General features: G+C 54.9%; 13 protein-coding genes. 9 read left to right on the forward strand and 4 right to left on the reverse strand.

The annotated features are described in order from the left end of the window. Positions 1 to 98: 98 nt before the first annotated feature. The gene (locus tag ACQY4Z_RS18825; protein WP_428523834.1) at positions 99 to 344 is read right to left on the reverse strand and encodes a helix-turn-helix domain-containing protein; all 246 of its coding nucleotides are present in this window, start codon (positions 342 to 344) and stop codon (positions 99 to 101) included. 941 nt (positions 345 to 1,285) lie between these two features. Here ACQY4Z_RS18825 and ACQY4Z_RS18830 point away from each other — a divergent pair. After that, on the forward strand, positions 1,286 to 1,723 hold the full coding sequence (locus tag ACQY4Z_RS18830) for a MerR family transcriptional regulator (RefSeq protein ID WP_428523836.1): 438 nt from the start codon (positions 1,286 to 1,288) through the stop codon (positions 1,721 to 1,723). Positions 1,724 to 1,812: 89 nt separating this feature from the next. Here ACQY4Z_RS18830 and carA read toward each other — a convergent pair whose 3' ends face one another. Next, on the reverse strand, positions 1,813 to 2,994 hold the full coding sequence (gene carA, locus ACQY4Z_RS18835) for a glutamine-hydrolyzing carbamoyl-phosphate synthase small subunit (RefSeq protein WP_428523838.1): 1,182 nt from the start codon (positions 2,992 to 2,994) through the stop codon (positions 1,813 to 1,815). A 245-nt stretch (positions 2,995 to 3,239) separates the two neighbouring features. Here carA and ACQY4Z_RS18840 point away from each other — a divergent pair, with 245 nt between their 5' ends. From ACQY4Z_RS18840 to ACQY4Z_RS18855, 4 genes are all read left to right on the forward strand, one after another. Further along, positions 3,240 to 3,752: a GatB/YqeY domain-containing protein gene (locus tag ACQY4Z_RS18840; RefSeq protein WP_428529606.1), complete on the forward strand. Its 513-nt coding sequence runs from the start codon at positions 3,240 to 3,242 to the stop codon at positions 3,750 to 3,752. Between the two features lie 190 nt (positions 3,753 to 3,942). Beyond that, the gene (gene dnaG / locus ACQY4Z_RS18845) at positions 3,943 to 5,892 is read left to right on the forward strand and encodes a DNA primase (RefSeq protein ID WP_428523840.1); all 1,950 of its coding nucleotides are present in this window, start codon (positions 3,943 to 3,945) and stop codon (positions 5,890 to 5,892) included. Between the two features lie 449 nt (positions 5,893 to 6,341). Continuing rightward, the gene (rpoD, locus tag ACQY4Z_RS18850; RefSeq protein ID WP_428523842.1) at positions 6,342 to 8,345 is read left to right on the forward strand and encodes an RNA polymerase sigma factor RpoD; all 2,004 of its coding nucleotides are present in this window, start codon (positions 6,342 to 6,344) and stop codon (positions 8,343 to 8,345) included. Positions 8,346 to 8,454: 109 nt separating this feature from the next. Then, positions 8,455 to 9,828: a DUF930 domain-containing protein gene (locus tag ACQY4Z_RS18855; RefSeq protein WP_428523844.1), complete on the forward strand. Its 1,374-nt coding sequence runs from the start codon at positions 8,455 to 8,457 to the stop codon at positions 9,826 to 9,828. 25 nt (positions 9,829 to 9,853) lie between these two features. Here the strand turns inward: ACQY4Z_RS18855 and ACQY4Z_RS18860 are convergent, their stop codons facing one another. Both ACQY4Z_RS18860 and ACQY4Z_RS18865 read right to left on the reverse strand, forming a co-directional pair. Beyond that, the gene (locus tag ACQY4Z_RS18860; protein WP_428523846.1) at positions 9,854 to 10,588 is read right to left on the reverse strand and encodes a substrate-binding periplasmic protein; all 735 of its coding nucleotides are present in this window, start codon (positions 10,586 to 10,588) and stop codon (positions 9,854 to 9,856) included. Between the two features lie 177 nt (positions 10,589 to 10,765). Next, complete coding sequence (locus ACQY4Z_RS18865) at positions 10,766 to 11,515, reverse strand: substrate-binding periplasmic protein (protein WP_428523848.1); 750 nt, start codon at positions 11,513 to 11,515, stop codon at positions 10,766 to 10,768. A 308-nt stretch (positions 11,516 to 11,823) separates the two neighbouring features. Here ACQY4Z_RS18865 and ACQY4Z_RS18870 point away from each other — a divergent pair, with 308 nt between their 5' ends. The 4 genes from ACQY4Z_RS18870 (at position 11,824) to ACQY4Z_RS18885 (ending at position 14,721) form a co-directional block, all read left to right on the forward strand. Then, positions 11,824 to 12,249 (forward strand): ketosteroid isomerase-related protein, encoded by a 426-nt coding sequence (locus ACQY4Z_RS18870; protein ID WP_428523850.1) that lies wholly within the window; start codon positions 11,824 to 11,826, stop codon positions 12,247 to 12,249. A 156-nt stretch (positions 12,250 to 12,405) separates the two neighbouring features. Then, a complete protein-coding gene (locus ACQY4Z_RS18875) occupies positions 12,406 to 12,756 on the forward strand; it encodes an ArsR/SmtB family transcription factor (protein WP_428523852.1) in 351 nt (116 codons plus the stop codon). Further along, positions 12,749 to 13,846, forward strand: coding sequence for a permease (locus ACQY4Z_RS18880; RefSeq protein ID WP_428523854.1), 1,098 nt, complete (start codon positions 12,749 to 12,751; stop codon positions 13,844 to 13,846). Before ACQY4Z_RS18875 ends, ACQY4Z_RS18880 begins: the two co-directional genes overlap by 8 nt. 26 nt (positions 13,847 to 13,872) lie before the next feature. Then, positions 13,873 to 14,721 (forward strand): transglutaminase-like domain-containing protein, encoded by an 849-nt coding sequence (locus ACQY4Z_RS18885; RefSeq protein ID WP_428523856.1) that lies wholly within the window; start codon positions 13,873 to 13,875, stop codon positions 14,719 to 14,721. Positions 14,722 to 14,799: the final 78 nt, after the last annotated feature.

Genomic DNA, 14,799 nt, shown 5'->3' on the forward strand with positions numbered 1-14,799 from the left:
GAATGACGATGTTGGCTGAGCGCGTCTTATAGGGAAAACCGTGCCGCGTGGGAACCCCGGATTGCGCTAAACATGATGTTTATATCGAGGAAATTCGATCAGGCGTCGGGTTTGTCCTTGGGGGACGGTGCATCTGTCGTTGTAACACCGTCAAAGTCGGCGATCCCTTGCGATAGGGCGTAACAGGCCAATCGGATTGATTTCGGGATTTCAACGGGCCGTCCGTCCCGGTTTCCCTTCTCGTAGTATTGGATCATTCGCTTTTTCAGGCCGAGCTGCTCGGCAGCGTCTTTTTGCTTCAATCCGAGTGTCCGCCGCCAGCTCCGGAATTGATCCGGTGTCATGATGGGGGTCGGGTTCTTTGATTTTGAGTCTGGCATCTTCAAATAAAGCGTGTGTTGAAACCAACGCCTTGATCGGCAGTCAGTATTTGTTTCCTGACACAAATATCTTGCACCAGTAAATGTCAATGAGGAAGTGCACATAGTGCGACTATCCTCACTGCATCGGTACGAAAATGGGCATACGCCGGACGGTGAGGGTCGCGCCGCTCAAGTGGCATATTCGCTTTCGTAAGTGGCGAATCAACGAGATCTAGCGCTCTAGTCTCGTATCGAGAGTGACTGAATTTCGCTCTTCTTCAGTAAAAAATTTCGAATTCGGAGAATCTCGCAAAAAGCGTCGATGGTAGACTTGATCTTGTGCAGATCAGGGCTGGCGTGTTGCGATCTGTTGAATAAAACAAGCGTGCTCCGAACTCTGCAGCTTAGAAATGCCGGTTTATCGCCGCTAATTATCGATAATATCAAAATGCAGTGTAATAATTATCATGGAAATAGGCAGCTTACCTTATTATTAGACTTGCGAACTTGTCGTCGCGTGAGTGTAAAGTTTAAAGCGTTCTTTGAAATGTTTCTGGAATATTTGATTATCGATAATTCATATATCTTTGATTTACAAATCATGAGTAGAAAATATATTTAAAATAATCATGTATACACAGCCGTATGCCGTATGTTTACGGTGTTTTTAGATCCAGTACTCTGCGAGAAATCAAGAATTTTTGTGATTCCGTCTGGATTTTTTCTATGAAAAAGGTATAGAGCTTAACTTGCTTAATCTCAGTCGTATGGGGGCTATGCTTCCGTTGCCAAGTTGGTTGAACGGAACCGGAACCAAATAGAAGCGTTTTGATATCCAGTTCCCGGTCGGTGGGGTCCGGCGAGGTGGTGCGTTTCAAAGACTTCAAATGGCTGAGGAAAATAAAAAGATCGGGCAAGAAACTATGAACAAAATAGCTACGAATATGGTGGTTGTTCCGGATATTGCGGGTCCGGATACCGAAGTTCCGCAAGATGACCGTCCGCTGGCGATTTCCGAAATGTCGGAAAAATTCGGCGTTACGCTCCGTACACTCCGCTTTTACGAAGAAAAAGGGTTGTTGCATCCGGTTCGCAAGGGGGCTCGCCGGTTTTACGGGGCGCGTGATGTTTCCCGCATGCGGGTTATCCTGCAAGCCAAGAAAATCGGCCTAACCCTTGTTGAAATTCGCCGCGTGATCGCCTTGGTTGAAGGCGGCACGCCGCGTCAGGAGCAGTTTGCCGAACTTCAAAACATTTGCCTTTCCCAACAAGAGATTCTGCTGGAACAGAAGCAGATGCTGGACGAGCAGATCGCAGAAGTCGACCAGATCTTGGGAGCGTTTGCTCAGTTGCGTGACTAAATGCAAATCAGATGCATCTCTGACGAATAGCGGCAGCCATTTCGGCTGCCGTTTTTGTTTTTGAGACAATATGTCAACCCCGATCGGGCTTAAGCGGCCTTCGCGGTTTCCATAAGGTCGGTAAAGCGCTTGAACAGGTAGCGGCTGTCCCGCGGGCCGGGAGAGGCTTCCGGGTGGTACTGAACAGAAAAGACCGGCTTGTCTTTCATCGCCAAACCGCAGTTGGAGCCGTCGAACAGCGACACATGGGTCTGCTGAACGTTGTCCGGCAGACTTTCCGCATCAACCGCAAAGCCATGGTTCATGGACGTGATTTCCACTTTACCGGATGTCTGATCCAGCACCGGATGGTTCGCGCCATGGTGACCCTGGTGCATCTTGATGGTCTTGCCGCCAAGTGCCAGTGCGAGCATCTGGTGGCCCAGGCAAATCCCGAACACCGGCAGCCCGGCGTCGATCACGGATTTGATCGTACCAACGGCATATTCGCCTGTTGCGGCCGGGTCGCCAGGGCCGTTGGAGAGGAAGACACCGTCAGGCTTGTGAGCCAGGATATCTTCTGAGGTCGCGTTGGCTGGCAGAACAGTCACGTGACAGCCGGCGTCGGTCAGGAGACGGAGAATGTTGCGCTTGATACCGAAATCGAGAGCAACCACTTTAAACTTGCCACCGTCCGCATCCAGATACCCTTCGTCCCAAGCCCATGTCTTTTGTGACCACTGGTGTGTTTGGGTGGTGGATACGTCTTTGGCGAGGTCCATGCCGACAAGGCCGGGCCAGTTGGCGGCAGCCAATTTCAAGTTATCCAGATCAAAGTCGCCGTCCGGATCATGGGCAATGACGCCGTTCGGGACGCCTTTTTCGCGGATCAACGCTGTGAGCGCGCGGGTGTCGACACCGCTGATGCCGATGATGTTGCGGCTTTTGAGCCAGGCATCAAGGTGCTGCGCAGCCCGGTAATTGGCTGGATCTGTGATCGATGCGGCAAGGACTGTGCCGCGGATGCCGCTGTCTGCGGCCATATTTACGGTTTCAATGTCTTCGCCGTTGGTGCCGACATTGCCGATGTGAGGAAACGTGAACGTGATGATCTGGCCGGAATAGGACGGGTCCGTGAGGATCTCCTGATAACCGGTCATCGCGGTGTTAAAACAAATTTCTCCAACGGCTTGGCCGGTTGCGCCGAGGCCGTATCCTTCGATCACGCTGCCGTCGGAGAGCACAAGCAGGGCGGTCGCCGGGGTGTCAGACCATGCGTCTGCAGTCGTCATGTCTTGTATCCAGAGTTTGATGGTGACATCATGCACTGCAGGAAAGGCGATCGGAGCGAAGGAATTCCTTGCATCTGGCCGTCTGCATTAAGCGCGGGACTCTATGGGAAGCGGGCAGGATCGTCAACATTGATCCTATGAAAAAAGATCTTTGAAATTCAATTGCTTGGCTTAAATGAACTGGTGGGTGTAAAGCACACTGACCCGTTTATACGGCAGGGGTGGGGCAAACCATGCGCGACGTGATGCGAGACAGAATCAACTCGGCCTTGAAGGCTGCACAAGATGCGGGCGACAAACGCCGTTGTGCGACCTTGCGGCTTGTTCAGACCGCTGTCAAAGACCGCGAGAGTGCGGCCCGGGAGAACGGTAAGGATGGGATCAACGGCGATGAAGTGATTGAGATCCTTCATAAAATGGTCCGTCAGCGCGATGAATCGGCTGTTGATTTCGAAAACAGCGGCAAGTTGGAGCTCGCCGAACAAGAGCGCAGCGAACAAGCGATCATCCGGGAGTTCTTGCCCGAACAACTGAGTGAAGACGAAGTGCGGTCGGCTTGCGAGGAAACCGTGCGGGAAATTGACGCCCATGGTTTGCGTGATATCGGCAGATGTATGAGTGAGCTGAAATCCCGCTATCCTGGCCAGATGGACTTTGTGCAGGCCTCCTGTGTCATGCGGGACATGCTGCGGAACGGCAATAACGATAACGCCGGCAGTGAACAGGCCGGTGAAGCAGACGGCAAAAGCGCAAACTGAGCGGGAGGCCCGCGGACTGGCTGCAGAGAAATGCTGGTGGAGTTTCGCACAAGTCATCCCCAGAACACTTTGGCCCTGTCAATCCGGTAGCGAAGCCAGCCAATAAACCCTATTTTGAGGTGTAAGGTAGCCAGGCGGTTTGAGATCGCCTTGCTTGCTGCGATTTATTCACACGGATACCGTTCCCTTCATGCGATTTGAGCCGCGCCTTCTTGATGAAATTCGAACCCGATTGCCACTTTCGGAAATCGTGGCACGGCGGGTCACGTGGGACCGCCGGAAGACCCAGCCGGGGAAGGGCGACTATTGGGCATGCTGCCCATTCCATCAAGAAACGACACCCAGTTTCCACGTTGATGATCGGCGCAACCGCTACAAGTGCTTCGGGTGCGGTGCTTCCGGCGATCATTTCAAGTTTGTCATTGAGACCGAGGGTCTGAGTTTCCCGGAGGCCGTTGAGCGTTTGGCCGACCAGGCGGGGGTGGCCTTGCCGGCCCCTGACCCGCAAGCTGCTCGCCGGGAACAAAAGCGGGCAAGTCTTGCTGATATCTGTGAAATGGCCGCTCAGTTTTTTGAGGCTCAATTCAAGGGATCGCGTGGCGAGGGCGCACGGGCCTATGTGCAAAAACGAGGGTTAACGCCGGAAACGCTGCGCGAGTTCCGGTTCGGCTTTGCACCCGACAGCCGGGACGCCTTGAAGTCGCACCTGAAGGGCCGCGGCGTTGAAGAGCCAGCGATGATCGAGGCGGGTTTGTTGATCAAGCCCGATGATGCGCGCCCATCCTATGACCGGTTTCGTGGCCGGCTTATGATCCCGATCCAGGATGACCGTGGCCGGGTGGTGGCATTTGGTGGCAGAACCATGTTGCCGGATGGGCAGCCCAAATATCTGAACTCGCCGGAGACACCGCTCTTTCATAAAGGGACAATGCTGTTCAACGCCCACAGAGCACGGGAACCTGCGTTCAAATCCGGCCAAGCACTTGTTGTTGAAGGCTACATGGATGCGATCGCCCTTTATCAGGCGGGCATTCGACATGTTGTTGCCTCGCTTGGCACTGCTTTCACCGAGGATCAGATCCTGCGTTTGTGGCGTTTTGCGCCGGAGCCGATGGTCTGTTTCGATGGGGATGCGGCCGGGGTTTCGGCAGCGCACCGCGCAATTGACCGGATTTTTCCGGTTCTGAAGAGCGGATACTCGTTCCAATTCAATTTCCTGCCGGATGGGATGGATCCGGATGACCTGGTCAAACAGCGCGGAGTTGAAGGCTTCTGGGCCGAGGCTGAAAAGTCACGGACGCTGTTTGACGTTGTTTGGGATCGGGAGATTGCTGTTGCGCGGCTGGATACGCCGGAGCGCAAGGCAGCTTTGGAGAAGCGGTTCGATGATCTGATCGGAACCATTCGAGACGATCGTGTCAAGCGGCGTTACCAGCTCGATCTGAAGTTCAAGCTTTCCAATCTCTTTTTCGAACTCTCCCGTAAGGACCGTAAGGGCGGTAAGAAGTCGGGCGCCGATACATCCGCCAATGTCATCGGTCTTGCCCGCGAACGGGTTGCGGTCAGCGATGACTTTGGAACCGAGCGGCTTGTTTTGGGCCTTTGTATGCGGTTCCCGGATTTACTCGACCGCAATTTCGAGCGGGTCTCCCGCCTGCCTCTGGTCAATGAATTGCACATTGGTGTGCGAGATGCCCTTTGCCGCATCGTCGATGATCTCGAAACCGCTGCAATTTCCGATTTGATCGCATCTTTTGATGATCCACTGCGCGACGTGATGCACGAGATGGTGCTTGAAACCATTGGCCTTCAAGAACAAAAACAGGCCGAGTTTTATGCACTCAATCACCGTTTCCCCCTGCTGAAAGCCAACCCGCCCGAAGATTTTGTCGAGGCGGCGTTCTTGCACTTCCTTGACGTCTTGGAATTGAACGCCCTGGAAGAAGAGTTGCAGTCCGAACTCAATGCTGCGGATGATCAGATCGACGAGCTTGCGTGGCAGCGGATACAGGCTTTGACACAGGACCTCACCCGACGCCGGGAAGAGTGCGCTCGTGAGGAAGGGGAACTGGCGGAAAGGGCCAAGAAAATCCGGTCTAACGGAGATGCTGGGGGCGCAAGCCAAGTTGCGGCGGGATAACGGTTTTTCTATCGTTTGCCATCGGCTCCGGGTTTTGGTCCGGAAAAGCGCACCAAATGCAGAGGAAAATACCGAAAACTTATTGACCACTGCCGAATCACACTTGCGAATCGTGCGCGTCGAGCTAAATAGAGGTTTTGCAGCCTTCGCGAGCCTCAGCTAACAAACTGCTGACGGCCAATAGTCAGAAAACCGCTGCAAGCCGCTAAAAGATAAAACGTGATCGTACTTGCGCTCACGAAACCGGGATCTGCGCGCATTGTCGATGCAATTTATGACATTGTCGATTTGCGAGCAGTTAATTGGGACTTAAGGGACACGGCTTACAACCTGCTAACCGAAACGATTCGTCTGGCTGCCGCCGCAATACTGCTGGCGCGCCGGAGATGTGGGTTTGAGCCAAACAGGGCGCGGCGCGGCCAATCCAAGGCCGCGAATTGGAGCACGATATGGTAGCCAAAGCGACACAAGCTGACGACAATCAGGAACAAAGCGCAGAAGGATCCGATGGTCCGTTGCTGGATTTGTCGGATGCAGCTGTCAAGAAAATGATCAAGGCCGCGAAAAAACGCGGCTATGTAACATATGACGAACTGAATGAGGTTCTTCCATCCGATCAGAACTCTTCCGAAAAGATCGAAGACATTATGTCCATGTTCTCCGACATGGGCATCAATGTGATCGAGGCCGAAGAAGCGGAAGACGGACCGGACGAAGTTGATGGCGGCGAACTGGTCGCTGCCAAGTCTTCTGCAGTTGCCAAAACCACAACAGGCAAAGAACCTGCGGACCGGACCGATGACCCGGTGCGCATGTACCTGCGCGAAATGGGCTCCGTTGAGCTTTTGTCGCGCGAAGGCGAGATCGCGATTGCCAAGCGGATCGAAGCTGGCCGCGAAGCGATGATCGCCGGTCTTTGCGAAAGCCCGCTGACGTTCCAGGCGATTATCATCTGGCGTGACGAACTCAACGAAGCACAGGTTCTCCTGCGCGACATCATCGATTTGGAAGCGACTTACGCTGGACCGGACGCAAAGGCTGGACCGACCGGCGACAACGATGACGATCCGGACGCGGAAGACAGCGAGGGTGGTTCTGAGAACCAGGCTGGCGGCCCGTCCGAGAATACTGAAAACGAAGACGGCGAAGGCGATGGTGAGGACGACGACGACGAGTTCGAGTCCAACGTTTCGCTCTCTGCGATGGAAGCGGAGCTGAAGCCGCAGGTTCTCGAAACCTTTGACCGCATCGCCGATGACTACAAAAAGCTGCGCCGTCTGCAGGACCAACTTGTCGAGAACAAGCTGGCCAACAAGACCCTGTCTCCAAGTCAGGAGCGCCGCTACAAAAAGCTGAAAGAAGACATCGTTGTCGACGTGAAGAGCCTGTCGCTCAACCAGAACCGTATCGATGCTCTGGTCGCTCAGCTCTATGACATCAACAAGCGCTTGATGGGCTACGAAGGCCGTCTTCTGCGTTTGGCGGACAGCTACAATGTCGACCGTCAGGACTTCCTGAAGCAATACCAGGGCGCGGAACTTGATCCGAACTGGCTGCGCAAAGTTGCGAACTTGTCGACCCGCGGCTGGAAGAACTTCATCGCCAAGGAGAAGGAAAACGTCCGCGAGCTGCGTCACGAAATCCAGACGCTGGCAACCGAGACGGGTCTTGAGATCACCGAATTCCGCCGCATTGTTGCGATGGTGCAAAAGGGTGAGCGCGAAGCACGGATCGCCAAGAAGGAAATGGTCGAAGCGAACCTGCGTCTCGTGATTTCCATTGCGAAGAAATACACCAACCGCGGTCTGCAGTTCCTGGATCTCATCCAGGAAGGCAACATCGGCCTGATGAAGGCGGTCGACAAGTTCGAATACCGCCGCGGTTACAAGTTCTCGACCTATGCGACTTGGTGGATCCGGCAGGCAATCACGCGTTCGATTGCCGACCAGGCCCGGACGATCCGTATCCCGGTGCATATGATCGAGACGATCAACAAGATCGTTCGGACATCGCGCCAGATGCTCCACGAGATCGGCCGTGAGCCGACCCCGGAAGAGCTGGCTGAAAAGCTGCAGATGCCGCTGGAAAAAGTCCGGAAGGTTCTGAAGATTGCCAAGGAGCCGATCTCGCTCGAAACACCGATTGGTGACGAGGAAGATTCGCATCTCGGTGACTTCATTGAGGACAAGAACGCAGTTCTACCGATTGATGCAGCGATCCAGTCGAACCTGCGTGAAACCACGACCCGCGTTCTGGCGTCCCTCACGCCCCGTGAAGAACGCGTCCTTCGGATGCGGTTCGGCATCGGCATGAACACCGACCACACGCTGGAAGAGGTCGGGCAGCAGTTCTCGGTGACCCGTGAACGTATCCGTCAGATCGAGGCCAAGGCGCTCCGCAAGCTGAAGCACCCGAGCCGGTCTCGCAAGCTGCGGTCGTTCCTCGACAGCTGATCGGCCTTCGCGATAACTTGATAGAAACCCGGCACATTTCTGCCGGGTTTTTTGATAAGAAGCGAAAGACTAAGCGCGCCCGTTTGCCGGGCAGGGCAAGGCGAACCGTTTGACCATTCTCGACATTCCGGAAAAGCGTCCCGAAACGCCCGAAGTTGCCCCCCGCATCGGGTTTGCAACCGGTGTCGTCGTGTCCCTGATCCTGCACGGTTTGGCGGCGCTGCTTTTGGTTGGGGGATTTCAAGGACACCGACCACCTGAGGGAGTGGAGTCGGTTGAGGTCGAGCTGGTGACACTTCCGGAGCCGGTTTCGCCGGAGCCCGCCCCCTTGGAAGAGGATGCTTCGGAAGAAGAACCGGTCGAGGAAGACGAACCGGCACCTGAAGAGCCCCAAGAAGAAGAGCCTCAAGAAGAAGAGGCCGAGCAGGAGCCAGAAGAAGACGTGCAGCCTGAGGGACCTGAGGAAAACCCAGCACTCCCAGAGATCCCTGTTTTACAGCCCGTCATCGAGTTTGGCGATGAAGATACCGCGCCAGAAGGCAGCGAGTTCGGGGAACCGCAACAGGCAGAAACCAACCTGGAAGAGCCGAATTTAGAAGACACGCCGATTGAAACGGCAGAGGTTTCAGAGCCAGAGCCAGAGCCAGAGCCAGAGCCAGAGCCAGAGCCAGAGCCAGAGCCAGAGCCAGAGCCAGAGCCAGAGCCAGAGCCAGAGCCAGAGCCAGAAACTCCAGTCGAAGATGCGGAAGTCGATGAGGCTGCACTCGATGAACGGGAATTGGATGCGCCCGAGATCGAAACGCCTTTGACTGTAGAGGAAGGGGAGACTTCTGAACCTGTTGGGGAACCGGAAGACACGGCCTCCGAGCAGGCCGAGCCTGGCCCCGAACAACCCGAAACCTTGGACGAAGACGAGACTGCTGAGCCCTTAGAGGCCGGTGCAACCGAAGACCCGGAGGAGTTGCCGACGCCTCCTGAGTCAACGCCCGAGCCGACTCTGGACGAACCGGTTGAAGGTGAGCCGGAGGGTGCGGAAGCACAAACGGTTGTTGCCGCGATACCGCGGACGAAACCGCCTGTGCCGGCGGGGGTGACATCTTCTGCTCCGCGTGGTGAAGCGCTGCAACCGGCTCGCACACTGTTGTCAGGCGATTTGCTTTCTGATGGACGTGTGCGGACTGCCATGCGCGGCATGTCGGACAGTGAGCGCTTGAACCTTTTATGTGCAACGGAGCTGCGAGCGCAACTACAGGCGCAAAATCCGCCAATCTTGCCGGATCTCCTGCCGACGTTTCAAACGCCTCCGGGGTTAACGGTGTTGAGGCCAAGCGGTGCGGCGTTCCGAACGTTCGGCACGTGGCACAATGTCGATTTCCGCTGCCAGGTGGATCGCGCGATTACGCGTGTTGAGAACTTCAGCCTGCGGGTCGGGTCACCCGTGCCGCGATCACAATGGCGCAGCCGCGGATTTCCGATCTTCTGATTTTGGGCGAAACGATTTCGAGGTGTCAGTTGATCAGATAATACTCTTCAAGGATGGCATCAAAAACGCCCATTTCCTTTACTTTTTTCAACCCGCGGCGGAAGTCTTCGACAAGCTTTGGATCTGTGTCCTTCTGGAAAGCCATATAGGCGTATCCGCTCAGCTCTTGAATTGGCAGCGCACGGCGGATCTTTCTTGGATCCACATCCTCAAGTTCGATGAGTTCCTTGATGACAGCGTCATCAATGATCATCAAGTCGATCCGTTTCAGGAGCAGTTTGCGGAGGTTTAGCCGGTCGTCTTCAACGGAGGACAGGTTATTGAAACCGTTTGTCTGAAGAAACTCCGCCTTCGCATCGCCGAGATAGACACCGACCCTGAGTGGCCTGGCGTCTTCAAGCGAGGTGATCTGCGGAGCGTCGTCATGGACGAGCTGATAAAGCGAAACCCCGTAAGGTGCAATTTGCCCGACCCATGCAAATTTGTCCTCGCGGTCCGGTGTCCGCAGGATGGAGTAGATCAATGTCCCTGGCGTCTTCAAAGCCATTTGATAACTGCGCGCCCAAGGCAAGAACTGGATCGGAGCAGCGCGGCCCGTTTCTTTCAAGACAGCCTGGACCACTTCTGTCCCTATCCCCTTCGGAACGCCATCATCCAGATAATTGAACGGCGGCAGATGCTCTGTGACGATTTCGAGCGTTTCAGCTTTGGCGGATAACGCGAATGAGATGCACAGCGCAGCTATGAATGCCAGTTTCAATATTCGCTCCGATTGTTTTTATAGTCACAGAAAACGAGCGGTAAAACCCAGTTTGATGCAGTAATCCAACTATAAAGAATGCAAGTGTTTTATAAACTAAAAACTGGCGTTTGAGTTAAGGCATGCTGCGTCAAGTGCCTGTGCGTGGTGAGAGATGCCCAACACAGTCGAGAATGTTCAATTGATCAACAAATACCGGTTGAGGATTTGCTCGTATTCTCCGTTTTCCTTGATGACCTCAAGACCACGCTGAACGGAACTTACAAGTCCCGGATCGGTTTCTTTATGGAACGCCATGTAAAGGTTACCGCTGATCTCCTCGATCCCCAGAACCCGACGAACCTTGTCTGGCGCAATGCCCTCTTCCTTAAGGAGCGGGCCGATGACGCTGTCGTCAATCGCAATGAGGTCGATGCGCCCAAGCAAAAGTTTGCGGAGATTGAGCAGGTCGTCTTCGGTTGTCTGCAGGTTTTGAAACCCGTTTTTGCGCAGAATGGCTTCCTTGGCGTCGCCCCGGTAGACGCCAACTTGAAGCAGCCTTGCATCTCTCAGTTGCTGAAGCTTGACTGCCGGTTGATCCGCACGTTGATAAAGAGCCGCGCCAAAAGGTGCAATTTCGCCGACCCAGGCAAACAGCGCTTCCCGTTCGTTGGTTCGCGCGATGGAATAGACCAGTGTGTTGGGTTTCGTCAGTGCGATTTGATAGGCGCGTGCCCAGGGCATGAAGCGGATTTCATAGGTATGTCCAGCAGCTTCCAAAGCCGCCTGCACCACCTCTGTCGACATGCCCTGTGCTTCTCCATCTTCCAAATAATTGTAAGGAGGGAGATGCTCAGTCACGATTGTGATGTGGTCCGCCTTCGCCGGCAGTGTGAGTAACGCCAAAACGATGAAAAAAACAAAATTTTTCAAAGATCTAATCTTCATGGTGTTTTTCTTTTAGCGTCTCATCTTCTTTCCTAGGGTAATTACTATTTGTGATCAAATGCTAAAAAGTAAATAGAAATAAATTACTTGTATTGCTGCGGTTTGCAACCTCAAGGGCGCCGCTCATTGGCCGGACGATGAGCCTTCAGATCCAAAACTCGTCTTGTTGACGAGTATATCGCGCATTCAGTTCGATTGTCATGATCTTGGTGAGGTTCCGTACACCAGAGGCACGATGCGGTCTTGTCGCCAACAGCGTTGGACGGCACACTCCTTTCAACCAAACAACACCAACTTGTTGAGTTCCAATGCCAAACAAGCAATCGCGTTTTCTGATCGACACGTATTTCGCTGCATTCAATGCCGGTGACACCAAGAAGATGGAAAGCTTGGTCGCCGAGGATCTGATCCATGATGTCAATCAGGGTGAGCGACGGCTTGGCAAGGACGCCTTTTGGTCGTTCAACGTTCACATGACCCGCTGTTACAAAGAGCGGCTGACGGATATCGTTCTGTTTGTGAACGAGGAGGGCACGCGAGCGGCTGCCGAATTCATCGTTCACGGCACGTATATCGCGACCGATGAGGGACTGCCGGAGGCCGACGGCCAGACCTATGCGCTTCCTGCTGGAAGTTTTTTTGAAATTCGCGACGGCCAGATCTCTCGCATCACCACCTACTACAATCTCCAGGATTGGATTGCCCAAGTCGGCGGTGAGGCAAAAGAAGCCTAATCAAATCAATCGCCGATATCTTCGGACTTGCGGTCTGTTTGCAGGGAAGTGCCGGTGCCTTCGTTCGTTGGTAAGGTGTTTTCCGCTCGCCAGCGTTGCCCTTGACACATCCTTTGAAACTATATAACTAGAAATATAGTTATATTGATTTCGCCGATGCAGAAGAGGTGTGTCGTGGTTTTGGAAGAAGCAGCACAAGGGTTTGCAGCGCTGGGCTCTGAGGCCCGGCTGCAGGTTTTGTTGACCTTGGTCCGTGCGGGCCGGGACGGGTTGAGTGTCGGTGACATTCAAACGCGCACCGGTATGGCCGCCTCCACATTGGCGCATCATCTGAAGTTTCTCGCATCTGCAGATCTGGTGGTTCAGGAAAAAGACGGCCGGTCGGTGATCAACCGTGCCGCCTTCGAACGGCTGGAGCTGCTCGCTGGATACATCTTGAAAGAATGCTGCGCGGAAGAGGGCAAATCCTTCGTTCTTGGCGTTGAAAGGAAAGCGGCAAATGACTGAGACCGTAGACGTGGCGCAGAACACGAGCTGCTGCGCCTCCGGCACTGATGGCCAAGGCGCGGCGAAACAAACGTGGTCCTTTAAGCGGTTTCCAGGACGGGACTATATCCTGTCGCCCTGGGCAATCGTTGTGACCGTTCCAGTTCTGGTCCTGCTCCTCGATCAGGTTCAGTTCGTGCCGTTCGTGAGCTTTGCCATCCAGGCGTTCCTCGGCACATTGCCCTACATCGCGTTCGCGGTCCTTTTGATTGCGTGGCTGAAAGCAGCCGGAGCAGAATCTTATGTGGGCAAGGCCTTTGAAGGGCGGGAAACGCAGGCGATCGTTTTGGCGGCTTTGTTTGGCGGGCTGGCACCTTTCTGTTCGTGCGAGGTGATCCCGTTCATTGCCGGTCTGCTGGCGGTTGGTGCTCCGCTGTCTGCAATCATGGCATTCTGGCTGTCGTCACCGCTGATCGATCCGCCGACGCTGTTGATCACAGCGGGTGCACTTGGCTGGGAGTTTGCCATCGGCAAGGCGGTCTTCGCGGTGGCGCTTGGTTTGTTCGGCGGCGCGTTGGTGGCATTTGCCATCCGCTCAGGACTGTTTTCAAATCCTGTGCGTGTCGGATCGTCCGTCTCTGGCTGTGGCTGTGGCACATCGCCAAAGACAGGCCGGCCAGTCTGGCAATTCTGGAAAGAGAGTGCGCGCACAAGTACGTTCGGGGCTGAGCTCAAGGCGAATGCCCTGTTCCTCGTGAAGTGGCTGGCCCTGGCTTATGTGCTTGAGGCCTTGCTGGTCACCTATGTGCCTGCGGACATGATTGCGCGTGTTGTTGGCGGCGAAGGCGTGGGTACCATTGTCATATCCGCTTTGGTCGGAATGCCGGCCTACCTCAACAGCTATGTGGCTCCGCCGCTGCTTGCAGGTCTGATGGACCAGGGCATGGGCGCAGGCGCTGCGATGGCCTTCATGATCGCAGGTGCTGTCAGCTCCATTCCGGCAATGGCTGCCGTGTGGTCGCTGGTCAAGCCGCCGGTGTTCGCAACCTACCTTGGACTTGGTTTCACTGGCGCGGTTCTGTCCGGGCTTTTGTTCCAGATGATCGTCTAATCAGATTTCGGACTTGAGGGGGCATCATGTCCATCTTTGTGAATGTAACTGTTCAACCTGACCAGGAACACGGCCGGAAACTGTTGGTTCCGACCGGAATTCCAACCCCGCATCAGACACCTGTTTCTTTCAAGGTGGACGGCGGCACTGTCGAGCTGTGCGGCGAAGTCTCAACGGGCCAGATGGCCGCTGTTATCTTGCCGGAGGAGGGAAGGTCCGTAACGCTCTCCTACGCCTACACAGATGGTGGCTCAGGCTATCCGGAAACGATGTTCAAACCCCGGTTGAACCGGTTCACGCGCGCGGCCAACGAGCTTGTTGACGATGTGCGCGGGCTCGTTGACAGCTCAAAAGACGGTCACGCGGCCATTGAGGCGATCGTCAATGCAGTTGCCGAGAAGTTTCACTACGGTCATCCGGAGGTGCGCTTCAATGATGGCCTCGATGAAGTCCCTTATATCTCCTGCGGTCTGACAGAAGGGTCCTGTGTCGACATCAACACCTATCTGATTGCGTGCCTCCGCGCCGCAGGGCTCGAGGCCGGATATGTCTATGGATACTTCTTTCCGGAAGAAAAGAACGGGACCTGCGTTGATGGTCACTGCTGGGTGGTGACACGGCACGAGGGCGTGGTTCTGGAGTGGGACATCGCCCACCATTTGAAACTTGGAACGCGCGAGATCTGCTGCGGGCTCAATCCCAAGCCGGGTCACCGGGTGGCGACCGCGCATTCCATGGGCCTCAGTTTCCCAACGCTCGGCGTCCATGAGACCAAGCTTCTAGGTGAACCAGCCTGGGTTTCCTCGGATGGCAAGCTGGCAGGCGCAAATCTCGACATTCGGTGTTCAATTGTCGATGAAGCTGTTGCAGCTTAACCGGTAAACCCGACCAAGGTCCCGGATCATGTCCGGGACGGCAAAGTGGGCGGCGTTACGCCATTCTTGATAGGCGAC

This window comes from Roseibium sp., assembly GCF_965276855.1.
Classification (GTDB): domain Bacteria; phylum Pseudomonadota; class Alphaproteobacteria; order Rhizobiales; family Stappiaceae; genus Roseibium.

What these genes read in the sequence shown, in the direction of transcription:
- ACQY4Z_RS18825 (WP_428523834.1), bottom strand. Translation starts at nt 344, where the DNA reads ATGACACCGGATCAATTCCGGAGCTGGCGGCGGACACTCGGATTGAAG.
- ACQY4Z_RS18830 (WP_428523836.1), top strand. Translation starts at nt 1,286, where the DNA reads ATGAACAAAATAGCTACGAATATGGTGGTTGTTCCGGATATTGCGGGT.
- carA (WP_428523838.1), bottom strand. Translation starts at nt 2,994, where the DNA reads ATGACGACTGCAGACGCATGGTCTGACACCCCGGCGACCGCCCTGCTT.
- ACQY4Z_RS18840 (WP_428529606.1), top strand. Translation starts at nt 3,240, where the DNA reads ATGCGAGACAGAATCAACTCGGCCTTGAAGGCTGCACAAGATGCGGGC.
- dnaG (WP_428523840.1), top strand. Translation starts at nt 3,943, where the DNA reads ATGCGATTTGAGCCGCGCCTTCTTGATGAAATTCGAACCCGATTGCCA.
- rpoD (WP_428523842.1), top strand. Translation starts at nt 6,342, where the DNA reads ATGGTAGCCAAAGCGACACAAGCTGACGACAATCAGGAACAAAGCGCA.
- ACQY4Z_RS18865 (WP_428523848.1), bottom strand. Translation starts at nt 11,515, where the DNA reads ATGAAGATTAGATCTTTGAAAAATTTTGTTTTTTTCATCGTTTTGGCG.
- ACQY4Z_RS18870 (WP_428523850.1), top strand. Translation starts at nt 11,824, where the DNA reads ATGCCAAACAAGCAATCGCGTTTTCTGATCGACACGTATTTCGCTGCA.
- ACQY4Z_RS18875 (WP_428523852.1), top strand. Translation starts at nt 12,406, where the DNA reads ATGCAGAAGAGGTGTGTCGTGGTTTTGGAAGAAGCAGCACAAGGGTTT.
- ACQY4Z_RS18880 (WP_428523854.1), top strand. Translation starts at nt 12,749, where the DNA reads ATGACTGAGACCGTAGACGTGGCGCAGAACACGAGCTGCTGCGCCTCC.
- ACQY4Z_RS18885 (WP_428523856.1), top strand. Translation starts at nt 13,873, where the DNA reads ATGTCCATCTTTGTGAATGTAACTGTTCAACCTGACCAGGAACACGGC.